This is a genomic window from Variovorax sp. GW822-FHT04E09 (assembly GCF_058800845.1).
The window spans coordinates 889,673-911,716 of the sequence record NZ_JBXAMR010000002.1; the positions used below are offsets into that span (position 1 = coordinate 889,673).

Annotated in this window: 21 protein-coding genes; 9 read left to right on the top strand and 12 right to left on the bottom strand. The window is 71.4% G+C overall.

Annotated features, from left to right (window positions below):
- Nucleotides 1–30: 30 nt before the first annotated feature.
- From AC1RL8_RS11550 to AC1RL8_RS11595, 10 genes are all read right to left on the bottom strand, one after another.
- Entirely contained in the window at nucleotides 31–1,050 is a 1,020-nt protein-coding gene (locus AC1RL8_RS11550; protein WP_307637008.1) for an AraC family transcriptional regulator, read from the bottom strand.
- 60 nt (nucleotides 1,051–1,110) lie between these two features.
- The gene (locus tag AC1RL8_RS11555) at nucleotides 1,111–2,298 is read right to left on the bottom strand and encodes a serine hydrolase domain-containing protein (RefSeq protein WP_492685368.1); all 1,188 of its coding nucleotides are present in this window, start codon (nucleotides 2,296–2,298) and stop codon (nucleotides 1,111–1,113) included.
- 194 nt (nucleotides 2,299–2,492) lie between these two features.
- A complete protein-coding gene (locus AC1RL8_RS11560) occupies nucleotides 2,493–2,813 on the bottom strand; it encodes a chaperone modulator CbpM (RefSeq protein ID WP_307637010.1) in 321 nt (106 codons plus the stop codon).
- A gap of 2 nt (nucleotides 2,814–2,815) precedes the next feature.
- Nucleotides 2,816–3,778 carry a DnaJ C-terminal domain-containing protein gene (locus AC1RL8_RS11565; RefSeq protein WP_492685369.1) on the bottom strand — a complete coding sequence of 321 codons (963 nt, stop codon included), beginning with the start codon at nucleotides 3,776–3,778 and terminating at the stop codon, nucleotides 2,816–2,818.
- Nucleotides 3,779–3,829: 51 nt separating this feature from the next.
- Nucleotides 3,830–4,483: a histidine phosphatase family protein gene (locus AC1RL8_RS11570; RefSeq protein ID WP_492685370.1), complete on the bottom strand. Its 654-nt coding sequence runs from the start codon at nucleotides 4,481–4,483 to the stop codon at nucleotides 3,830–3,832.
- 3 nt (nucleotides 4,484–4,486) lie between these two features.
- A complete protein-coding gene (locus tag AC1RL8_RS11575) occupies nucleotides 4,487–6,883 on the bottom strand; it encodes a penicillin acylase family protein (RefSeq protein WP_492685371.1) in 2,397 nt (798 codons plus the stop codon).
- A 100-nt stretch (nucleotides 6,884–6,983) separates the two neighbouring features.
- Nucleotides 6,984–7,565, bottom strand: a complete 582-nt coding sequence (locus AC1RL8_RS11580) for a glutathione S-transferase family protein (RefSeq protein WP_095744927.1) — start codon at nucleotides 7,563–7,565, stop codon at nucleotides 6,984–6,986.
- A 40-nt stretch (nucleotides 7,566–7,605) separates the two neighbouring features.
- Nucleotides 7,606–8,244 (bottom strand): CDP-alcohol phosphatidyltransferase family protein, encoded by a 639-nt coding sequence (locus tag AC1RL8_RS11585; RefSeq protein WP_062475593.1) that lies wholly within the window; start codon nucleotides 8,242–8,244, stop codon nucleotides 7,606–7,608.
- 88 nt (nucleotides 8,245–8,332) lie between these two features.
- The gene (locus AC1RL8_RS11590; protein WP_492685372.1) at nucleotides 8,333–9,079 is read right to left on the bottom strand and encodes a glutamine amidotransferase; all 747 of its coding nucleotides are present in this window, start codon (nucleotides 9,077–9,079) and stop codon (nucleotides 8,333–8,335) included.
- 34 nt (nucleotides 9,080–9,113) lie between these two features.
- Nucleotides 9,114–10,016 carry a LysR family transcriptional regulator gene (locus AC1RL8_RS11595; protein ID WP_492685373.1) on the bottom strand — a complete coding sequence of 301 codons (903 nt, stop codon included), beginning with the start codon at nucleotides 10,014–10,016 and terminating at the stop codon, nucleotides 9,114–9,116.
- Nucleotides 10,017–10,159: 143 nt separating this feature from the next.
- Between AC1RL8_RS11595 and AC1RL8_RS11600 the strand changes: the two genes are divergently transcribed.
- From AC1RL8_RS11600 to AC1RL8_RS11615, 4 genes are all read left to right on the top strand, one after another.
- Nucleotides 10,160–11,314, top strand: coding sequence for a CaiB/BaiF CoA transferase family protein (locus tag AC1RL8_RS11600; protein WP_492685374.1), 1,155 nt, complete (start codon nucleotides 10,160–10,162; stop codon nucleotides 11,312–11,314).
- 52 nt (nucleotides 11,315–11,366) lie between these two features.
- Nucleotides 11,367–12,335 (top strand): Bug family tripartite tricarboxylate transporter substrate binding protein, encoded by a 969-nt coding sequence (locus AC1RL8_RS11605; RefSeq protein WP_492685375.1) that lies wholly within the window; start codon nucleotides 11,367–11,369, stop codon nucleotides 12,333–12,335.
- 8 nt (nucleotides 12,336–12,343) lie between these two features.
- Nucleotides 12,344–14,158, top strand: a complete 1,815-nt coding sequence (locus AC1RL8_RS11610) for an acyclic terpene utilization AtuA family protein (protein WP_492685376.1) — start codon at nucleotides 12,344–12,346, stop codon at nucleotides 14,156–14,158.
- A 199-nt stretch (nucleotides 14,159–14,357) separates the two neighbouring features.
- Nucleotides 14,358–14,981 carry a hypothetical protein gene (locus AC1RL8_RS11615; protein ID WP_492685377.1) on the top strand — a complete coding sequence of 208 codons (624 nt, stop codon included), beginning with the start codon at nucleotides 14,358–14,360 and terminating at the stop codon, nucleotides 14,979–14,981.
- Between the two features lie 16 nt (nucleotides 14,982–14,997).
- Here AC1RL8_RS11615 and AC1RL8_RS11620 read toward each other — a convergent pair whose 3' ends face one another.
- Together AC1RL8_RS11620 and AC1RL8_RS11625 are read right to left on the bottom strand one after the other, a co-directional pair.
- On the bottom strand, nucleotides 14,998–15,543 hold the full coding sequence (locus AC1RL8_RS11620) for an SRPBCC family protein (protein WP_492685378.1): 546 nt from the start codon (nucleotides 15,541–15,543) through the stop codon (nucleotides 14,998–15,000).
- A 40-nt stretch (nucleotides 15,544–15,583) separates the two neighbouring features.
- Nucleotides 15,584–15,931, bottom strand: a complete 348-nt coding sequence (locus AC1RL8_RS11625; protein WP_070059311.1) for an ArsR/SmtB family transcription factor — start codon at nucleotides 15,929–15,931, stop codon at nucleotides 15,584–15,586.
- 176 nt (nucleotides 15,932–16,107) lie between these two features.
- Between AC1RL8_RS11625 and bla the strand changes: the two genes are divergently transcribed.
- The 5 genes from bla (at nucleotide 16,108) to AC1RL8_RS11650 (ending at nucleotide 22,043) form a co-directional block, all read left to right on the top strand.
- Nucleotides 16,108–16,995, top strand: coding sequence for a class A beta-lactamase (gene bla / locus AC1RL8_RS11630; RefSeq protein WP_492685379.1), 888 nt, complete (start codon nucleotides 16,108–16,110; stop codon nucleotides 16,993–16,995).
- Nucleotides 16,996–17,042: 47 nt separating this feature from the next.
- Nucleotides 17,043–18,038 carry a LysR family transcriptional regulator gene (locus AC1RL8_RS11635; RefSeq protein ID WP_492685380.1) on the top strand — a complete coding sequence of 332 codons (996 nt, stop codon included), beginning with the start codon at nucleotides 17,043–17,045 and terminating at the stop codon, nucleotides 18,036–18,038.
- Between the two features lie 141 nt (nucleotides 18,039–18,179).
- Nucleotides 18,180–19,751, top strand: coding sequence for an AMP-binding protein (locus AC1RL8_RS11640; protein ID WP_492685381.1), 1,572 nt, complete (start codon nucleotides 18,180–18,182; stop codon nucleotides 19,749–19,751).
- Between the two features lie 20 nt (nucleotides 19,752–19,771).
- On the top strand, nucleotides 19,772–21,010 hold the full coding sequence (locus AC1RL8_RS11645) for an acyl-CoA dehydrogenase family protein (RefSeq protein WP_492685382.1): 1,239 nt from the start codon (nucleotides 19,772–19,774) through the stop codon (nucleotides 21,008–21,010).
- Between the two features lie 34 nt (nucleotides 21,011–21,044).
- Nucleotides 21,045–22,043, top strand: coding sequence for a tripartite tricarboxylate transporter substrate binding protein (locus AC1RL8_RS11650; protein ID WP_492685383.1), 999 nt, complete (start codon nucleotides 21,045–21,047; stop codon nucleotides 22,041–22,043).
- Nucleotide 22,044: the final 1 nt, after the last annotated feature.

The window sequence follows — 22,044 nt, forward strand, 5'->3', positions numbered from 1 at the left end:
CGCGCTCCAAGCTGAAGATCAGATGAAGGCTCAGCCCGTCTTGCGTGAACGCAGCGTGGCCGAGGGCAGCTCGCCGAAGCGCTGCTGGTAGGCCGCGGCGAACAGGCCGAAGTTGGCGTAGCCCCACGCCTGCGCCACCGAGCGCACCGTCGCGCCCGCGTCGGCCATCAGCAGTTCGGCGCGCACGCCCTGCAGGCGCTGCTCGCGCAGCGCGCGCATCGGCGTGGCCTGGCGGTATTCGCGGAAGGCGCTGTTCAGCGTGCGCACGCTGACGCCCGCCACGCTCGCCAGTTCGCCGAGCGTGGGCGCGTGCTGGGCGTGCTCGCGGATGTGGCGCTCGGCCGCCAGCACATGCCGCGGCGCCATGCGGTGCTGCACCGCTTCGGCCGGGTGCTCCAGCTGCGCGCGCCACTGGGTCAGCACGTGCACGCCGATCATCTCCTCGAGGTGCCGCCCCAGCGGACCGGCGTCGACCGCCTCGGGCAGCTCGGTGACGCAGCGGCACGCATACGACAGCAGCGCGATCCAGCTCGAGTGGGCGCCGCCGAACTTGAACTTGCGCGTCCACAGCCGCTCGTCCGCGGGCGCGCCGAACCAGCGCGCGTGCAACGCGGCCAGCGCGTCGTGCGAGAAGCTGAGGTTCACCTGCAGGTGGTTGGCATCGAAGTCCACCCAGTAGTGCGTGCGCGAGGTGTCGACCACGAAGGCGTCGCCCACGCCCGTGTCGGCATAGGCGTTGGCTTCGGACCAGTGGCGGCCCGCGCCGCGCACGGTCGTCAGCACCATGCCGACGCCGCTGTCGGGCGAGAAGTCCTTGATGTTCACCGGAATGCCGTAGTGGAAACGGCTCAGCGTGAAGTGCCCGATGCGCGTGGCGTCGAGCACCGAGTCGGGCGTGCGCGCCCGCCCGATGGGCGTGACGCGGTAGGGCATGTAGATGCGGTCCGACCAGCGCCGGATGTCGTCCCAGTCGTGCGAGGCCACCAGGCGGTGGCGCTCGCTCGGCTGCCCGCGGGCGTCGGTGACCAGCACGTTGCGGATCGCATCCATCGCGCACCTCGGTTCGGAAAGAAGAAGGTGCGCGCCCCGGGGCGCGCACCGCTCAGCGGCTCAACGGTGATGGTAAACCGCGGTCTCGAAAGCCACGAAGCCCGGGTAGCTCGCGCAGTCCTGGAACGGCAGGATCTGCGTCGCCCAGCAGCCGCCGATGCCGTTCTCGCGGTCGATCCAGAAGAAGCTGTTGGCCAGGCCCGCCCACATCAGCGAGTTGGCGGGGCGGCCCGTGGGCGCGCGCTCGCGGTTGGTCATGAAGGTGTAGGACCAGCCCTTGTCGGTGCCGGGCAGGAACTCACCCGTATTGCTCAGCGCGGGCACCGACGTGCGCCAGCCGCCCACCGACAGGTCCATGGCGGCCAGGCCGTCCTGCGCCATGCGCTGCACCGTGTCGGCCTTCAGCACGCGCCCGTGCGGCCCGGCGCCGTCGTTCAGCACCATGCGGATGAACTTCATGTACTCGCCCACGGTGGCGTACAGGCCGTGGCCGCCCATGTCCATCGGCGGCGGCTCGGGCAGCACCAGCTCGGGCAGCGGCGTGAGCCGGCCGTCGGCGGCGCGGTCGTGGATGGTCACGCGGCGCGCCTTCATCGATTCGGACATGCCGAAGCCGATGTCCTGCATGCCCAGCGGCTCGAAGACGCGCTCCTTCATCACATCGCCCAGGCGCTTGCCGCGCTGGTGCTCGACGATGCGGCCCAGCCAGTCGATGTTGGCGCCGTAGGTCCAGGCCGCGCCCGGCTCGTGCAGCAGCACGGTGCGGATCGATTCGAAGCTGCCCGACACCACCGTGGGAATGTTCAGCGCGGCGCGGTACTTCAGGTCGTCTTCGCTGAAGAACTCGTAGCCCAGGCCCGAGGTGTGCAGCATCAGGTCGTTGACCGTGATGCGCCGGCGCGGCGCGCGCGTGCGGGGCCGGCCGTCGGCGTCGAAGCCGTCGAGCACCTGCAGTTCGTCGATCTCGGGCACGTAGGCGCCGGCCGGGTCGGTGAGGGAAATCTTGCCTTCCTCGACCAGCTGCATCACGCAGGTGCCCGTGATCGCCTTGGTGGTCGAGAAGATGGCGAACACGCTGTCGGTGGCCATCGGCCGGTCGAGCCCGAGTTCGCGCGTGCCGGCGGCGCCTTCGTAGAAATTGCCCGTGCGGTCGGTCGCCATCGCGACGACGCCGGGGGCGCCGCCGTGGCGGTGAACGGTCTGGTGCAGCGTTGCGTTGAGCGCGGTCTTCAGCCTGTGCGAGGTCATGCCTTCTTGTCTCCTGTGTGAGGAGGCCGGGCGTGTGTGAAGGGTTGCCTGCGCGCCGGCCTGCCATGCGAAATTCCGCAGGCAGCGGCAATCTAGGGCCGCAGGCTCACCAATCCTGTTCGCAAATGGCGGGCGGCTGTGCGGATCTGGCAGTCATTGCACGCGCGTGACCCGCGACGCGCGTGCGGCGTGATTCAGCCCACGCCGTGCGCTTGCAGCACCGCCTTCAGCCGCCGCACCTCGTGCTGCAGGTCGAGGATCAGCGCGGCGGCGTCCAGGTTCACGCCGAAGTCGCGTTCGAGCCGGCGCGCTTCAAGCGCGTGCTGCAGGTCGGTGCTGGAAAACTCCCAGCGCTCGGGCGGTGCGTCGGTCGTGCTGACCTGCACGATGCCCACCTCGACCAGTTGCACGACCCAGGCGGTGTCGGCGCCGCAGGCGTGCGCCAGTTCGTTCGCGGCCAGCGGGTGCGAGACGCCGATGGCCGTGGTGGTGGTCACGGAAGAAAAGTTCGCCATGCTCAGACTCCCAGGTGCTGGCGGGGGTTGAACGAGGAGGTCGCCTGCGCGAGTTGCGCGTAGGCGTTGCGCGCGGCCTCGCTGTCGGCGGGCGGCAGCGCGATCTCGAGCAGCAGGTACAGGTCGCCGGGCGTCTTGCCCGCGAAGCCGCGGCCCTTGAGCCGCAGCTTCATGCCGCCGCGCGCGTTGGGCGGCACGGTGACCTCGACCACGCCGCCGGTGGGCGTGGGCACCTGCACCTGCGCGCCCAGCGCGGCCTCGGCCGGCGTGACGGGCAGCGTCATGTACAGGTCGCGCTCTTCCACGCGGTACAGCTTGTGCGGCGCGATGCGCACCTCGAGGTACAGGTCGCCGGCCGGCTCGCCGCCGTGGCCGGGCATGCCCTGGCCCGCGAGGCGGATGAACTGGCCGGGGTGCACGCCGGGCGGGATCTTCACGGCGAGCGTGCGCTTCTCCCACTGCGGATGGCCCTGCGCGTCGAGTGTCTGGGCGCGCAGCGTGAGCTCGCGCTCGGCGCCGTTCAGCGCGTCTTCGAGCGTGATCTCGATGGCCGCGTGGTGGTCTTCGCCGCGCGCGCGGTAGTTCTGCCGCGTGGCACCGCGCCGCTCGGCGTCGCCGAACATCGACGAGAAGAACTCGCTGAAGTCGGCGTGGTCGGCCGGGCCCTGGCGCGGGCCGCGGTGAAACTCGTAGCCGGTGTCCCAGCCGGGCGGCGGCTCGAAGCTGCCGTCGGGCCGGCCGCCGCGTGCGACACGGTCGGCCAGCGTGTCGTAGGCGGCGCGCTTGTCCTTGTCGCCGAGCACGTCCTTGGCCTCGTTGATGTCGCGCATGCGCTGCTCGGCGTCGGGCTCCTTGCTGACGTCGGGGTGGTACTTGCGGGCGAGCTTGCGGTAGGCCTTGCGCACCTCGTCGTCGGACGCGGTGCGTTGGACGCCCAGTGCGCTGTAGTAGTCCTTGAATTCCATGGTGGGTGGTGATTCCTTTCAGGACGGCGTACAGATCAACCGGGAGCCAGGTCAGGCCAGGGCTGCTCCGCCGTCGGCGTGCCGCTGTTGCAGCGGCGTCACGGCCCATGTGGGGCCGGCACGTGTGAAGCGCAAGGGTTGCGCGTTGCCGAAGATGCTCGCATCGACCGCCACGCCCAGCAGCGCGGCCAGCGCGTAGAGCGTGCCGCCGTGCGCCACCACCAGCACCGGCGCGGGCTGCGCGGCGAGCGCGGCGGCCAGCGCCTGGCGCTTGCGGTCGACGAACTGCGCCAGCGTCTCGCCGCCCTCGGGCTCGCAGGCCCAGTCGATGTGGGCCGACGAGGTGCCGATGAGCGCGCCGAAGTGGCGCTCGCGCAGGTTCTCGTGCGCGCTGGGCACGAGGCCCAGGGCGCGCGCCACGGTGTGGGCGGTGTCGAAGGCGCGGCGCGCGTCGCTGCACACGATGGCGCCGATCGGCTCGCCGGCCAGCAGCTCGGCCGCCTGCACCGCCTGCTGCTCGCCGAGCGCGCTCAGGGGCTCGTCGGGCGCCTGGAAGACGCGCAGCGCGTTGCGCCCGGTCTGGCCGTGGCGCAGGAAGTAGAAGTGGTCGCAGGCCGGGGCGAGCGGCTGCTCGGCGGCCAGGCGGTTGAGCAGGTCGATGCCTGTGGCGGCGTGGGCGGGAAAGGGAACGGGGGTCGAGGACATGGTTCAGTACGCCAGCTGCAGCGGCTTGCCTTCGCGCTGCGCCTGCACGTCGGCCGGGTGGAAGGGCAGCGGATGCCACTGCTTGGCCGCGAACAGCGGCAATTGGTCGTAGGCGCGCGGCGAGGCCGGGTCGCTGCTCTGGCCGTAGGTGAGCAGGCCTTGCGCCGAGGGGCCGCGCGCGTCGAAGGTCACGACCTGCATGTAGCTGCTGCCGTAGTTGACGGCGTAGCCCTTCGGGTCGATCAGCGGCTGGCCCTGCGATTCGAGCTTGTTGAGCACGCCTTCGAACTCGTCGCCGCCGGGCAGCGCGATCTTCTGGCCGCGCACGGTGCGCGATTGCGGCACGCCCAGCGCCACGTCGGGGGCGAAGCCGGCGGTGCGCACGATGCCGACCGCGTCGCCCAGCGCCTTGAACACCGCCTCGCGCGTGGCGGGCGTGGCCATGTCCAGGCCGGTGGGCGTGGTCACGGGCTGCGCCGGGTCGAAGGGCACGCGCCAGACCTTCGGCAGGTCCTTGGCCTTGCGCCAGAACTCGCGGAACAGCGCCGCGCCCTTCGACTCGGCGTTGCTGGTGCGGTCCCAGGCGGAGAGCACGCGGCAGCCCAGGGCCTGGTCGGCGCTCAGCGCGGCGCCGGTGGCGGTGCACGCGGCCTTCAGGTCGTCCATCACCAGCATGCCGGCGAGGTTCCTGTCGCGGAAGATCACGCTGCGCAGCTCGGCCGCGCCCATGCGGTTGCCCGGCAGGCCGTCGGTGCCGGCCAGGCGGCCTTCGATTTCCATGATGCCGCTGCGCGTGCGCAGCCGCTGCGGCACGCCGACGGGGCCGACCAGTGGCGACACGCCGGCCATCGGTGGCACGCGCGGGTTGCTGAGCCAGAAGCTGTCGTTGCTGTTCTGCACCCAGTCGGGCGTGACGACGACGGGCATGCGGGCCGGCGCGATGATGCCGGGCGCGGCGGCGCCGGGGTCGCGGTGCCAGGCGCAGGCGCTGCGCGAGCCGTCGAGCACGGGCAGTCCGGCGGCGTTGAGCAGCGCGGCGGCGGCCGGCGAGGGCGCGCAGGTCTTGAGCATCTCGGCCGACACGTCGGGCACCACCGACAGGTCGGCGTACATCGCGTTGCCTTCACGGTCGGCCGCCAGGGTGTTGATCCACGGGATGCCCTGGTTGCCCATGGCGGCGCGCAGTTCGGCGACGTTGCGGGCCCGGCCCATCTTCATCCAGCTTTCGGCGGAGCGCACGTTGAGCGTGTTGGCGTCGCGGATCGCATAGGCCTTCTGGGCGGTCCAGCCCAGGCCGGCGCGCGGCAGCGACACCACGGGGCCCCAGTCGGTGGCGTAGAAGGTGTGCTGCACGGGCGCGCCGCCCGCCGTGGCGGCGGCCGGCAGTGCGACGGTGCGCGCGACCATCTTCTTCGGCTGGCCGTCGACCCAGTACACGGTCGGGTCGTTGGGGTCGAGCTTGAGTTCGTACAGCGTGAAGCGCTTGCCGGTCGACACGGTGTGGGTCCAGGCCACGTCCTTGTTGAAGCCGATCGACACCACCGGGCTCAGGCCGCCGGTGGCACCCATCACGTCGAGCTGGCCGGGAATGGTCAGGTGCATCTGCCAGAAGCGGTTGGTGCCGTTCCAGGGGAAATGCGGGTTGCCCAGCAGCAGGCCCTTGCCGTCGGGCGTGGCGTTGCGCCCGAAGGCCCAGCCGTTGGAGCCCAGCTCGCCGCCTTCGGGGTTGGCGTTGAAGCTGTGGCGGCCGATCTCGGCCACCGCCTGCTCGAGCGCGACCGGCGCCGCGCCAGTCTTGGCGCCCGGGGCCGGCGGCACGGCGGCCAGCACGGCGCCGGCCAGCGCGCCCAGGCCGCCCTGGATCATCGACTGCTCGGTGGCGCGCGCCAGGTCGGCGGCCGTCATCGGGCGCACCCAGGGCTTGCCACGGCAGGCCTCGGGCAGGCCATTGGGGCCCGCGTCCTGCAGGTAGCGGTTGTAGCCCGCCACGTAGCCGCGCAGCGCGGCCTTCACCTCGTCGTTGGTGGTGGCCGCCGCGCGGGCCAGCGCCGCGTCGTCCATGTGGTAGCGCACGAACAGGTCGATCTGCGCGTTGGGCATGCGGCCCAGGCCGAAGTCGCCGGTGTTCTGCGCCCCGAGGAACTGCGCGCGGTCGCCGCGCAGCGTCAGCAGGTGCTCGGCGGTCTGGCAGACGTTGTCCTGCGCATGCGCGTAGGCGGTGCCGTAGGCCAGGCCTTCGTAGTCGGGCGCCGTGATGTGCGCGATGCCGAAGGTGGTGCGCTCGATGCTCACGCTGCGGCTGCCGGGCGGCGGCGTGCTGGCACAGGCGCCGAGCAGGGCGACCAGGCCCAGGGAGAGGGCCGTCAACGAGAACCGGGAGCGCGAGGTGTTCGAAGTCATGGGGCGGGCGTGGTGGGAAAAGGGTCGAAAAAGAGGGACCGATTAGAGGATGAACCTCCGCCGCGCACTGTCGCCAGCGCGGCACGCCTTGCCACTTACCTCAGCCGAACTTCATGCCCTTGGGCCGCGCTTGCAGCCGGTGGATGTACGCGTCGAGCTTGGGCCGGTTGGTGCGCCCGCCGAAGGCGCGGTGCCAGATGAGCATCGAGCCGATCATCACGTCGGCGGCCGTGAACTGGGCACCGAACAGGTAGGGGCCGTCGCCGAGTTCGCGTTCGACGGCGTCCTTGGCCTGCTCGAAATCGGTCCAGCCGCGCGCGCTGTTGTTGCTCTTGATCTTCAGCAGGCTGTCGCCCATCGAGGGCTCGAGCTGCGCGGTCGAATAGACCATGAGCGACAGGTAGCGCCCGCGCTCGGGCGTGCCCACCGCTGGCGCCAGGCGCTTGCCGGGGTACTTCTCGGCGATGTACATGCAGATGGCCGCGTTCTCGAAGATGCGGGTGCGGCCGTCGACCAGCGCGGGCAGCTTGCCGGCGGGGTTGATCTTCAGGAACTCGGGGCGCTTGTGGGCGCCCTCCCGGATGAGCGTGGGCACGATCTCGTAGTCGACCTCGGCCTCGTCGAGCATCCACTTGGCGACCTGCGCACGGCTGCGCGGGTCGAAATACAGCTTCATCGCCATGCGGGGTCCCCTTTGTCAGGTGGGTGAGATGGGCGGGTTGTCAGAACTTGGGAATGCGCAGGGTCTTGCTGATCATCAGCGTGCCCGAGAGCGCGAACAGCAGCACCAGCGGGTGCAACTGCCAGGGGCCGAGCGTCCAGGCGCCGCCCCACACGTTGGCGCCGAGGGCGCCCTTCGAGGCCGCGTAGGCCAGCACGCCCACCAGCACCACGCTGGTCGGGATCGGCGTGCCTTCGAAGTACTTCACCTTGTCGGCGCCGGCCGAGAGGGCCTCCGCCGTCACGTTGTAGCGCGCGAGCCGGCTCACGCCGCAGCCGACGAAGTAGATGAGCACCGCGCAGTCCCAGCCGCCGTCCAGGCCGGCGGCGAAGCCGAGCGCGGCGGGCAGCACACCGAAGGAGATCACGTCGGCCAGCGAGTCGAGTTCACGCCCGAGCGCCGACTGGGTCTGGCGCCAGCGCGCGATGCGGCCGTCGAGCACGTCGAAGATGAAGGCGGCCGGGGCGAGCGCCGCGGCCCAGTAGAAGTGGGCGAGCGACTGGCTGCGCATGAAGGCCATCGCGAAGAACACCGCCCCGACGCCGCAGGCCGCGTTGCCGAGCGTGAACACATCGGCCAGGTGAAAGCCGCGGATCATCGAGAAGTGCTTGCGGGCCGGCGGGGACGAAGGCGTGGTCATGAGGCGGGGAAAGCTGCGAAAGGAACCGCACCTTAACCCAAGCGGGGCCCGCTTTTTGTAGTCGCGCGCCGACGCCCCGTCGGCGCCCTCAGACGGTTGGCTGCGCCCTGGCCTCGACGATCCGTGCGAAGCGCCCGAGCAGGCCCGCCGCCGCGTCGGTGGGGCGCACGCCTTCGCGCAGCGCCGCGGCATCGAGCCCGTCGGCGGCGAGGTCGCGGGCCAGCAGTTCGATGTAGCCGCCCATGGTCTCGGCGTCGAACTCGGGGTGGAACTGCAGGCCCCAGGCCTGCGCGCCCACGCGGAAGGCGTGCACGGGTTCGTGCGCGCTATGGGCCAGCTTCACCGCGCCTTCGGGCAGGCGCAGCGCGCTCTGCCAGTGGATCGCCTGCGCCGGGAACTGCGCGGGCAGGTCGCCCAGCAGCGCGTCGCCGGCGGCGGCCGCGTCGAGCGTGACGGTGACCGTGCCGACCTCGGGCCCTTGCGGGTGGTGGCCGGCCTCGCCGCCGAGCGCGTGCGCCAGCAGCTGGTGGCCGTAGCAGATGCCGAGCACGGGCGTGTCGCGCGCGACCAGTTCGGCGAGCCAGGCGGCGGTGGTTTCGCTCCAGGGTTCGCGGTGCGACACCATCGCGTGCGAGCCGGTGACGACCACGCCAGCGACCTGGCCGGGCGCGGGCAGCGTGTCGCCGCGGCGCGGGTCGACCACCACCAGGGGCAGGGTCTGCGTGCCGAGGCCGTCGGCGATCCAGTGCTCGAAGTCGCCGCGGCCTTCGCGCAGCGCGTCATGGGTGTCACCGACCTTGACGATGACCAGGGGATACGGGGGCGTGCTGTGCATGGCGTCGATCATGCCGCAGCGCACCGTGCGCCGGTCAGCGCCGGGACGATTCCCGACGGTGCAGCAGGTCCATGAAGGCGCGGCCCACGGGCGAGGGCGAGCGCCCCGCGCGCGTGACCAGCCCGATGGGCCGCGACATCAGCGGGCGCTGCAGCGGCACGGTGGCCAGCTCGTCGTTCTGCGACAGCTGCAGCGCGAGCCGGGGCAGGGCGGTGAGCCCCAGCCCGGCCGCCACCAGCGCGCCCGCCACGGCCACGCTCGGGTATTCGAGCGCGGGCTGCACCTGCAAGCCGCGCTGCAGGAAGGCGGCGTCGGTGATCGGCCGGATGCTGCTCTGGAAGCTGCTCGCAATGAAGGGCCGCGTCGCGAACACCGACCACGACACCGAGGCGCGCGCGGCCAGCGGGTCGTCGCGCCGGCACAGCAGCACGAAGGGGTCGTCGCGCAGGTGGCGGTACAGCAGGGGCTCGTGCGGGCCGGGGCGCACGCTGAGGCCGAAGTCGGCGCGGCCTTCGTCCACCGCGGCGCGCACCGCCTCGGCCGGTCCTTCGATCAGCGAGAACTGCACCTGCGGATGCTGCTGGCGGAACTCGGCGATGGCGCCGGGCAGCAGCGCCACGCCGGTCGAGGGCAGTGCCGCGATGGTGAGGTGGCCGCTACGGCCTTCGAGGAACTGCGACAGCTCGCTGAACGAGCTGTTGAAGTTCTCCAGGATGCGCAGCGCGATCGGCAGCAGCTCGCGCCCCGCCGGCGTGAGCTCGACGTGCCGCGTGTCGCGGTCGAACAGGCGCGCGCCCACCAGGTCTTCGACGATGCGCACCGTGCGACTCAGCGCCGGCTGCGACACGTGCAGGGCCTGCGCGGCGGCGCGGAAGTTGGTGGTCTTCGCGACTTCGACGAAGGCCTCGAGCTGCTGCAGCGTGATGTCGACTCGCACGGACGCGGCTCCCTCGGGGTGGCTGTGGATTGATCCATCCAAGTTATCACAGATATAGGAATATTGTTCTTCACAGATCAATGCGCGACGCCGAGACTGGCGCATTCGATACACGGAGACAAGGGGCCCCGCGCCCCCGTGACATGGACACCAAAATTCTGGAAGGCATCCGGGTGCTCGAGCTCGGACAGGTGCTGGCGGGGCCCTTCGCGGGCGCGATCCTGGCCGACCTCGGCGCCGACGTCGTGAAGCTCGAGCGCGTCGAGGGCGGCGACGACGCGCGCCACATGGGTCCGGCCTTTCGCCACGGCGACGCGCTCAACTTCCACGTCTTCAACCGCGGCAAGCGCTCGGTCGCCATCGACCTGAAGAGCGAAGACGGCATGGCGGCCTTCGAGACCCTGGCGGCCGGCGCCGACATCCTCATCCACAACCTGCGCCCGGGCGTCACGCAGTCGATGGGCATCGACGGCCCGTCGCTGTGCGCGCGCCATCCGCGGCTCATCTACTGCGAAATCTCGGCCTTCGGCCACATCGGCCCGCTGCGCATGCAACCGGGCTACGAGCCGTTGATCCAGGCCTTCAGCGGGCTGTCGAGCATCAACGGCGGGCCCGACGATCCGCCGATGCGCACCGGCGCCTCGGTCTGCGACCAGGGCACCGGCATGTGGGCCGTGATCGGCGCGCTGGCGCTGCTGCAGCGGCGCCACCTCACGGGGCGGGGCGGCGTGGTGAGCACCTCGCTGCTCGAGACCGCGCTGGTCTGGACCGGCCAGAAGGCCGACGCCTACGTCAACGAAGGCCGGCTGCCCGAGCGCCACCGCTCGGGCCATCCGGGCTTCGTGCCCTACGAATCTTTCGATACCGCCGATGCGCCGCTCCTGATCTGCTGCGGCAACGACCGGCTCTTCGCCAAGTTCGCGCACGAACTCGGGCGCGACGACTGGACCACCGACGCGCGCTTTGCCGGCAACCGCCAGCGGTTGCAGCACAAGGCGGCGCTGTTCGAGGAGATCGGCCCGCTGCTGCGCGCGCGCACCCGCGCCGACTGGATGGCGCGCTTCACCGCCGCCGGCGTGCCCTGCGCGCCGGTGCACACCGTGCCCGAGGCCGTCGCGCATCCGCAGGTGGAGGCACTGGGCATGCTGCAGCCGGTGCCGGGCGAAGACTTCCGCCTCACGGCGCTGCCGATGTCCATCGACGGCGTGCGGCCCGCGCACCGCGCGGTCGCGCCCCGGCTGGGCGAGCACAACGCGGCGCTCGGTGCGCCGCCGGTGCCGCCGCGCGACGGCGCCTGAGCGGCCGCACCTTTTCCCTTCTTAAAACTACATCCCACCGGAGACATCACCCATGCGCACTTCCATCTTCCGCCTCGGCGCGGTCCTGGCCTTCGCGGTCGCGGCGGCGGCACCTGCCCACGCGCAGGACTACCCCGCCAAGCCCCTCACCGTCGTCGTGCCCTTCGCGGCCGGCAGCGGCACCGACCAGCAGGCGCGCAGCTTCGCGCAGGCCCTGACCGTCGAATACAAGGTGCCGGTGATCGTGGAGAACCGCGCGGGCGCCAGCGGCTTCCTGGCTGCGCAGTACGTCGCCAAGGCCGCGCCCGACGGCTACACGTTGCTGATGACCACCAACACCACGCACGCCGCCAACGAGCACCTGTACAAGAAGCTGCCCTACGACCCGGTGAAGGACTTCACGCCCGTCGCGCTGCTGTCCAAGGGCCACATGCTGCTGCTGGTGGGGGCCGATTCGCCGATCAAATCGGTGGCCGACCTCGTGGCGGCGGCGAAGAAGTCGCCGGGCAAGCTCAACTTCGGCAGCGGCAGCTCGTCCAGCCGCGTGGCGAGCGAGCTGCTCAAGCAGATGGCGGGCATCGACATGGTGAACGTGCCCTACAAGAGCAACCCGATGGCCATCACCGACCTGCTGGGCGGGCAGGTCGACTTCATGTTCGCCGACGCGCCCACGGCGCTGCCGCACGTCAAGAGCGGCAAGCTGCGCGCGCTGGCCGTGAGTGGCGACAAGCGCCTGGCCGCCGTGCCCGCGCTGCCGACCGTGGCCGAAGCGGGCGTGAAGGGCTACGACATGTCGTACTGGACCGCCGTCTACCTGCCGCCGGGCGCGCCAGCGGCCGTCACGCGCAAGCTCAACGAGATGCTGGTGAAGGTGTCGGCCTCGCCGGCCATCGTCGCCTACCAGGCCATCTCCAGCGGCGAGGCCGCCACCGGCACGCCCGAGGCGCTCGCGAAGTTCCAGGCCGCCGAGTCGCAGAAGTGGGGCCGCGTGATCCGCGCCGCCGGCATCGAGCCCGAATGAGCGGCGCGATGAACCCCCCGGAGACGCATAAGAAGACCGTGCGCATCGGCGGCGCCTCGGGCTTCTGGGGCGACAGCAGCACCGGCGCGCCGCAGCTCGTGGCGCACGGCGGCATCGACTACCTCGTGTTCGACTACCTGGCCGAACTCACGATGTCGCTGCTGGCCGGCGCGAAGCTGAAGAATCCCGACGCCGGCTACGCCACCGACTTCGTCACCACCGCCATGGCCGCCGTGCTGCCCGACGTGATGCGCCAGGGCATCCGCGTGATCGCCAACGCCGGCGGCGTGAACCCGCGCGCCTGCGCCGCCGCGCTCACGCAACTGGCGGCCGGCATGGGGCTCGCGCCGCGCATCGCCGTGGTCACCGGCGACGACGCGCTGCCGCATGCCGAAGCGCTGCGCGCGCAGGGCACCGGCCACGTGGGCACGGGTGCGCCGCTGCCCGAGCGCCTCGTGAGCGCCAACGCCTACCTGGGCGCCGTGCCGATCGCGCGGGCGCTCGATGCCGGCGCGCAGATCGTCATCACCGGCCGCTGCGTCGACAGCGCCGTCACGCTCGGCGCGCTGATGCACGAATTCGGCTGGGCCGACGACGACTGGGACCGCCTCGCGGGCGGCAGCCTGGCCGGCCACATCATCGAATGCGGCGCACAAGCCACCGGCGGCCTGCACACCGACTGGGAGCAGGTGCCCGACTGGGCCCACATCGGCTACCCGGTGGTCGAATGCGCGGCCGACGGCAGCTTCGTCGTCGGCAAGCCGCCCGGCACCGGCGGGCTGGTGAGCCGCGCCACCGTGGGCGAACAGCTGCTGTACGAGATCGGCGACCCCGCGGCCTACCTGCTGCCCGACGTGACCTGCGACTTTCGCGCCGTGCAGATCGAGGCCGTGGGCGCGGACCGGGTGCGCGTCTCGGGCGCGAGAGGACGTGCGCCCTCGGGCCGCTACAAGGTCACGGCCACCTACGCCGCAGGCTACCGCTGCAACGCCGAGCTGCTGATCGTCGGCTTCGACGCCGCCGCCAAGGCGCGGCGCAGCGGCGAGGCCATGCTGCGCCGCACGCGCGACCTGTTCGTGCAGCGCGGCTGGGCCGACTTCTCGGCCACCCATATCGACGTGCTGGGCGCCGAGCAGTGCTACGGCCCGCACGCCACCGCCCAGCCGCCGCGCCAGGCGGTGCTGCGCGTGGCCGTGACGCACGCGGACAAGGCGCCGCTCGAACTCTTCGCGCGCGAGATCTCGGCGGCCGGCACCTCGTGGGCGCCCGGCACCACCGGCCTGGGCGGCGGGCGGCCGTCGGTGGCGCTGTCGATCCGGCAGTTTCCGCTGCTCGTGGACAAGGCGCTGTTCACGCCCGTGGTCGAGATGGCGGGCGAGTCGTGGCCCGTGGCCGTGAGGGCGCAGGCGGCGGAGGTCGCCGTGGCCGATGAGGTGGCGCCGCAGGCGGACGCCACCGACCCGGACGCGGACGCGGACGACGAATGGCTCGAGGTGCCGCTGATCCGCCTGGCCTATGGCCGCAGCGGCGACAAGGGCGACGTCTCGAACATCGGCATCCTCGCGCGCGAGCCGCGCTACCTGCCCGTGCTGCGCGAGCAGCTCACCGCGCAGGCCGTGCGCGCCTACATGGCGCACCTGGTCGAAGGCGAGGTGACGCGCTACGAGCTGCCCGGCATCGGCGCCTTCAACTTCGTCTGCGAAGCGGCGCTGGGCGGCGGCGGCATGGCCTCGCTGCGCACCGACCCGCTGGGCAAGAGCATGGCGCAGATCCTGTTGTCGATGCCGGTGCGCATCGCGGCCCGCCGGCTGCGCGCGGCCTGAGCCGACGCGCCGCCGGGCCCGCGTTTTCAGCGCGGGCCCACACCATCGCACATCGCTTTCGGATTCGTCCGATGGCCTGCCGCGGTGGTTTTTCCTAGAGTGCTTCGTTCCCTGAGCGCTGGCCGTTTCCCGGCCGGCCCGCTCTTCCTTCTCTTCGCCAGATGGCTGCCTTTTTTTGTGAAGGCGCTCGAAGCACGCCATGTCCTTGTCCAGATTCCTTTCCTTCCATCCCCGCCTGCGCGCGGGCCGCTGGCTGCTTGCCGCCTCCACGCTGGTCGCGGGCTGCGGCCCCGTCGCCGTCACGCCGTACGTGCCCCTGCCTCCGATGCCGCCGCCCTCCGAGCCGATGAACATGGCCGTGCCTGTCGCGGTGTCGGCCACGAGCTCGCGCAAGGGGGCCGTGTACCGGCCCGCGCCCGCGGTGGTGCCCGAGCTGGCGCAGGTCGTGTTCTTCCGCCGCGCCACGGCCACGCCCAGCACGGGCGCGGCGCATGTGTATGTCGACGGCGAGTTCCACGCCGCGTTGATGCCCAACGGCTTCACGCGCCTGTGCGTGGCGCCGGGCGCGCACTCGCTGGAGGCCTACATCGACGATGCGCCGCTGTACGCGGGCAAGTCGCAACCGAAGACGCAGGCGGTGCTCGAAGGCGGGCAGACGGTGTTCGTGGCCGTGTCGGAAATGGGCGAGGGCGCGCCGGTGCCCCACGGCAGGGTCGCGGCCGAGCGCCTGCTCAAGGGGGCGCGCGAGCAGCGGCAGGTGATCAGCCGCGCGGTCCGCGTGCAGCCCTGCCGCGCGCCTTCGCAGCCCGCCCGCCGGGCCTGACGCGATCCGACGTCCTTCAGCGGATGTGCGTCGCGTAGGCCGCCTCGGCGGCCTCCAGCTGCGTCCAGAAGCCTTGCGGCTCGCGCCCGTGCAGCACCTCGTCGAGCACGCCCAGGTGCGCGTGCCAGCCGCTGGCCACGCTCAGCGTTTCCTTGCGGTCGGGCAGGCGGCGGTGCGTGAGCACCAGATGGGTGGCTTGCGCGCCCTGCGGCGACAGTTCGAAGCTGACCTCGGACGCGTCCTCGCGCTCGCTGCCCCAACTGATGACCAGCAGGGTCGGCGGCTCGATGCGCAGCACGCGCGAGTGCTGCACATGGGTCTCGCGGTAGGCCGCGAAGCGCTCGGGCGCGACCTCGCCCGACAGCTCGGTGTGCTGGAAGCGCAGCTCGAACACCGCGCCCGGCGCCTGCGCCATGGTGCCGCCGGCCAGCCAGCTGCGGCGCTTCTCGGGATCGACGAGGTAGGTCCACACGCGGTCGATGGGGCCGGGCAGGGTGCGCTCGATGCGCAGGGTGCCGGGCTCGGTCTGCGTGCCCAGGCTGTGCTTCAGGGTCGTGGTCATGGGGCGGTGCTCCTTGGGTGAATGAGGGGAGAGACGTTGTTCACGCGCTATCGCCGGCATCGCGCCGCAGCGCATCCGCCAGCGCGTCCAGGCGGTGGTTCCAGAAGACTTCGTACGCGCGCAGCCACGCATCGGCCGTGGCGAGCGCCGCCGGTTCCAGCCGGCACACGTGCGCGCGGCCCTGCACGGTGCGCGACACCAGCCCCGCGCGCTCCAGCGTCTTGACGTGCTTGGAGGCGCCCGCGAAGGACATGCGAAACGGCGCACCCAGCTCGCCCACGCTGCATTCGCCCTGCGCAAGCAGCTGCAGCATGGTGCGCCGCGTGCTGTCGGCCAGGGCGTGGAACACGGCGTCGAGCCGTTCGTCTTCGATTTCAAGTTCAACCATGAAGTTGAATATAGATCGGTCCCGAAAAAAATTCAACCTGAAGGTTGAATGAGGTAAATGGCGTTACACCTGATACACCCGGGACGCCGTGCGCGCCCCGGGCGCTGGAAGCGCGGCGGCAGCGCTCCTACGATGCCTTTCATTCCATCCACTCGCGAAAAGAAAGACGCACGCACATGAACCCTCTGATCCAGCGCCGCACCCTGTTGCTCGCCGCCGCCGTGACCCCGCTCGCCGGCGCCTGCAGCGCATGGCCGAAGAAGGGCGCGCAGTCGGACGCCGAAACGCAGCTCGCCGAACTCGAGCGCGCCTGCGGCGGGCGCCTGGGCGTGTCGGGCTTCCACACCGGCAGCGGCGCGCGCCTGCAGCACCGTGCGCACGAGCGCTTTCCGCTGTGCAGCACCTTCAAGCTGGTGCTCGCCGCGGCGGTGCTCGAACGCAGCACGACCGACGCCAGCCTGCTCGGGCGCCGCGTCAGCGTCGGCAAGGGCGACCTGGTGTCGCACTCGCCGGTCGCCGAGAAGCACCTCGCCACCGGCATGACCGTGAACGAGATGTGCGCCGCCACCATGCAGTACAGCGACAACGCCGCCGCCAACCTGCTGCTGAAGGTGCTGGGCGGGCCGGCCGCCGTCACCGCGTTCGCGCGGCGCATCGGCGACACCACCTTCCGCCTCGACCGCACCGAGCCCGAGCTGAACACCGCCATTCCCGGCGACCCGCGCGACACGACCACGCCCGCGGCCATGAGCGACACCGTGCAGCGGCTGGCGCTGGGCGATGCGCTCGGCGCGCCGCAGCGCGAGCAGATGCGCGAATGGTTGCTCGGCAACACCACCAGCACCGAGCGCTTCCTGGCCGGCGTGCCCAAAGGCTGGCGTGTGGGCGACAAGACCGGTGCGGGTTCTTACGGCAGCACCAACGACGTCGGCGTGCTGTGGCCGCCGTCGGGCGCGCCGCTGGTGCTGTCGGTCTACCTGACCTTCCCCGACAAGGACGCCAAGGGCCGCAACGACGTGGTCGCCTCGGCCACGCGCATCGCGGTGAAGGCCCTGGCAGGCTGAGTCAGCGGCGGGGCCACAATGGGCGGCCCATCTTTCCCCGTCGCCCCATGGACCTGAGGTCTCTTCGCTATTTCATCGCGGTGCTCGAAGCCGGCAGCCTGTCGCGCGCGGCGGCGTCGCTGTACGTGGCGCAGCCCGCGCTGACCGCGCAGATCAAGAAGCTCGAGGCCGAACTTGGCACGCAGCTGTTCGACCGCTCGCACGTCGGCGTCACGCCCACGGCCGCCGGGTTGCAGCTGTACCAGGACGCGCGGCGCCTGCTATCGGATGCCGCTGCCATGCGCGAGCGGCTGCAGCGCGCGCCCGACGGGCCCGAGGGCTCGGTCACGGTGGCGGTGCCGTTCCTGCTGGCCTCGCTGCTGCTCGGGCCGGTGCTGGCGCGGCTGAAGCAGTCGCACCCGCGCATTCGCGTGTTCGTGATCGACGACCTGAGCCTGATGGTGCGCAAGGCGATGGTCGATCGCCGCGCCGACATCGGCCTGCTGGTCGACACCCCCAGCGTCGAGGGGCTGGACGTGCGTCCCTTCGTGCGCGAAGGCATGTTCCTCTGCGGCTTCGATGCGAAGGGCGAGGTGGCGGCGTTGCTCGGCAAAAGTGCGAAGGGTGGGCGCGGGAAGAAGGGGGCGCCCGCGCGCCCCACGGTGCCCTTCGCACGCGCCGCGAACCTGCCGCTGGTGCTGCAGTCGCGCCGCTTCAGCATCCGCCAGCGCGTCGAGGCGGCGGCCGAGGCCGTGGGCGTGGAACTCAACGTGGTGCACGAGCACGACTCGGCGCGCGTGCTGCGCTCGCTCTACCTGGCGGGCGCGGGCTTCACGGTCACGCCGGCCTGCGCGCTCGCGGACGGGCCGGGCGATCAGCCGAACTGGTTGATCGCACGCATCGTCGAACCCGAGCTGGCGCGCACCTACCACCTGGCCACGCCGGCCGGCAAGGCGCCCGATGCGGCCACGCAGGTCGTGAGGCAGGCGCTGGCCGACGAGGCGCGCTCGATGATCGCCTCGGGCCGCTGGGACGCGCAGTTCCTGGGCGACGGCAAGGCGTAGCCATCGCGGGCAGGAGGATCGCGCGCCGGGGTCATCATCTTTTGTGATGGCCGCGCATCAGCAATCGGTATTTGTTGTGCGGCGGCGTTGTTTGCGAAAGTTCTCCCCACGGTGCACAGGCACCGGCCTCAAGGAGACAACTTGCCCTCACTTTCGCCAGAGGTCGCCAACGTCGGCGAACTCGCATCCCGCGCCGCCCGCCTGCATGCCCGGCAGATCGCCGTGACCACGCCGCAGCGCGCCTGCACCTACGAACAGCTCGACCGGCGCGCCAACCGCCTGGCCAATGCCCTGCGCGGGCTCGGCCTGCATCGCGGCGACCGCGTGGGCGTGTACCTGCCCAACTGCGTCGAGATCGTCGAGCTGGAGCTGGCCTGCTACAAGGCCGCCCTGGTGAAGGCGCCGATGAACGCGCGGCTCGCCCCGGTCGAGGTGGCCGAGGTCATCGAGAACAGCGACGCCGCGCTGATCGTCACCACCGCCGCGCGCGCCGAGACCTTCCTGCCGCTCCTGAAGGGTGCGGCCCCGAAGCTGCTGCTGCTCGACGCGGCCGAAGGCACGCCTGCCTCCTACGAAGGCCAGCTGGCACTCGCGAGCGACGCCTTCACCTGCGAGCGCGTGCGCGCCGACGAGCTGGCCGTGCTGCACTACACCTCGGGCTCCAGCGGCGTGCTCAAGGCCGCGATGCAGACCTTCGGCAACCGGCTGGCCCAGCTGCGCAAGTTCCTCTCGCGCAGCGAGGGCCTGCGCCCCGGCGACCTGCTGGGGCTGGTGGGGCCGATCACGCACGCCTCCGGCATGCAGATCGTGCCGGCGCTGTGCAGCGGCGCGACCATCCGCCTGTTCACCGGCTTCGAGCCCGCGCGCTTCCTGGACGACATGAAGAAGGAGCGCGTGACCCACACCTTCATGGTGCCCACCATGATCAACATGCTGCTGGCCGAGCTGCAGGGCCGCTACCGGCCGCTGCCCGACCTGCAGCGCCTGGGCTACGGCGCCGCGCCGATGGCGCCCGCGCGGATCATGCAGGCGATGGACGTGTTCGGCCCCGTGCTGTCGCAGGGCTACGGCGCGGGCGAGACCACCTCGGGCGTGTGCGGCCTCTCGGTGGAAGACCACCTGTTCGCGCGCGCCGCCATGCCCGAGCGGCTGGCCTCGTGCGGCCGGCCGTTCCTCGAGTCGCTGGTGGAGATCGTCGACGACGAAGGCCGGTCGGTCGCGCCCGGCGAGGTGGGCGAGATCGTGGTGAGCGGCGAGGACATCTTCGCCGGCTACTGGCGCGCGCCCGAGCTCACGGCCGAGGTGCTCAAAGAGGGCCGCTATCACACGGGCGACCTCGCGCGCGCCGACGACGAGGGCTACATCTACATCGTCGACCGCAAGAAGGACATGGTCATCAGCGGCGGCTTCAACGTGTACCCCTCGGAGGTCGAGGCCGTGCTGTACCAGCACGCGGCGGTGGCCGAGGCCTGCGTGTTCAGCGTGCCCGACGACAAGTGGGGCGAGGCGGTGGCCGCGCACATCGTGCTGAAGCCGGGCGCCTCGCCCGACACGGCCGGACTCGACGACTTCTGCGCCGCGCGCCTGGCGGGCTTCAAGCGGCCGCGCCGCATCGAGTTCGTCGAGTCGCTGCTGAAGAACGCCAACGGCAAGGTCGCGCGCAAGGCGATCCAGACGCCGTACTGGGCCGGCCACGCGCGGCGCGTCAATTGAACAAGAGCGAAGAGAACGACATGGACACCACGCTGACCCCTTCCGCCGCAGCCACCGAGGCTTCGGCCATCCGCGCGCCGCTGTTCGACGGCCCCTTCGAGGGTTCGCCGCGCGCGGCCGAGCTGATCGCCCGCATCGGCGATTTCCTGAACGGCGAACTGGCCGACCTCGTGCGCGAGAAGGGCATCGATCACGAGCACGGCCCCGACAGGGACACGCTGCGCCACGTCTGGCGCCGCTCGCACGCGATGGGCTTCTACGGCATGACGCTGCCGCCGGCGATGGGCGGCCTGGGCCTGTCGCTGCTCGACCATGTGCTGGTGAAGGAATCGATCTACGCCAGCGGCTCGCCGCTCGCGCCGCATGTGTTCGGCGAACTCAGCGGGCCGCCGCGCGTCGGCGCACTGGCCAAGTTCGCGACGCCCGAGCAGATGGCGCAGTTCATCCGTCCGGTGGCGCAGGCCGAGAAGGCGATCTGCTTCGCGCTCACCGAGGCCGAGGCCGGCTCCGATGCCGGCGCGGTGCAGACGCAGGCGCGGCGCGAGGGCGACGTGTATGTGCTCAACGGGCGCAAGCGCTTCATCTCGGGGTCGCCGTTTGCCGACCTCGCGGTGCTCATGGCGTCCACCTCGGACGATCCGGCGCGCCGCGAGGTGACGGCGTTCTTCGTCGACCTGACGCAGCCGGGCGTCGAGGTGCAGGCGGGCTACAAGACCATGGCGGGCCAGTCGACCACGGGCGACATCGTGCTCACCGATTGCCGCGTGCCGGCCGCGAACCTCATCGGCGAGCCCGGCAAGGGGCTGGCGCTGGCGCTGGGGCGCATCACGGTCAACCGGCTGCTGCACTGCCCGGGCATGGTGGGGCTGGCGACCGTGGCGTTGAAGGACGCACGCGACTACGCGCGCACGCGCCGCCAGTTCGGCCGCGCCATCGCGCAGTTCCAGGCGATCCAGCATTCGCTGGCCGACATGGCAACGCAGCTGTGCGCGGCGCGCGCGCTGATGCTGTCGACCGCGCGGCAGATCGACGCCGGCGGCGACCCGCGCGCCGAGGCCTCGATGGCCAAGCTGTTCTGCTCGGAGGCCGCGTTCCGCGTGGCCGACGCGGCGGTGCAGATCCACGGCGGCGAAGGCATCGTGCAGGGACGGCGCGTGGAGTTCCTGTTCCGCATGTTGCGCATGTACCGCGTGCTCACGGGCACCAGCGAGATCCAGAAGAACATCATCGCGCGCGAGCTGATCGGCGATGCGGCCTGAGGCCGAACCAGACAATCAGGAGACAAGACAAGCCATGACTTTCATCAATGCCCATCGCCGCGCGCTGTGCGGCGCGATCGCGGCCTCGGCGCTGCTGCCGGCCTTCGCCCGCGCAGCCGGTGCAACCGCCGCCCCCTGGCGGCCGACCCGCCCGGTCAAGTGGGTCGTGCCGTACCTGGCCGGCACCGGCCCGGACAACGCCGCGCGCATCCTCGCGGAAGCGCTCGGGCCCTTGCTGGGGCAGCCGGTGGTCATCGAGAACCGGGGCGGCGCGGCCGGCAACATCGGCGCGCGACAGGTCGCACGGGCCGCGCCCGACGGCTACACCTGGATCTACTCGAGCGCGCCCATGGCCGCCAACATGCGCATGCAGCAGAACCCGGGCTACGACGCGCTCAAGGACTTCCGCCACATCATGCGGCTCACCACCTCCGACGTGCTGCTGGTGGTGAATGCGGGCTCGGGCATCCAGACCCTGCAGGAGCTCGTGGCACGTGCGCGCGCCAACCCCGGCAAGCTCGACTACGCCTCGGGCGGCGTCGGCACGCCCTCGCACCTGGGCGTGGAGCTGTTCCTGCAGGCGGCGGGCGTGCAGGCCACGCACGTGCCGTACAAGGGCGCGTCGGAAATCGTCAACGCGGTGCTGGGCAACCAGGTGAACTTCGGCATGCCGATCTTCTCGGTGGCGCTGCCGCACGTGCAGGGCGGCAAGCTGCGCGCCCTGGGCGTGGCCGGCACCAAGCGCAACGCGGCCTTGCCGCAGGTGCCGACGCTGGCCGAGCTGGGGCTGCGCGGCGTCGAGCTCACGTCGTGGGGCGGTGTCTCGGTGCCGGCGGGCACGCCCGACGCGATCGCTGCGCGCATCTACGAGGTGTTCGGCCAGGCGCTGAAGCAGCCGTCGGTGATCGCTGCGCTGACGGAGCTGGGCAGCGAGGTGAGCCCGTCGACGACCGAGGCCTACGTGCAAGGCTTCGCGAGCGAGATGGAACTGACCGAGCGGATGATGAAGACCGCGAAGCTGCAGCCGCTGTAAG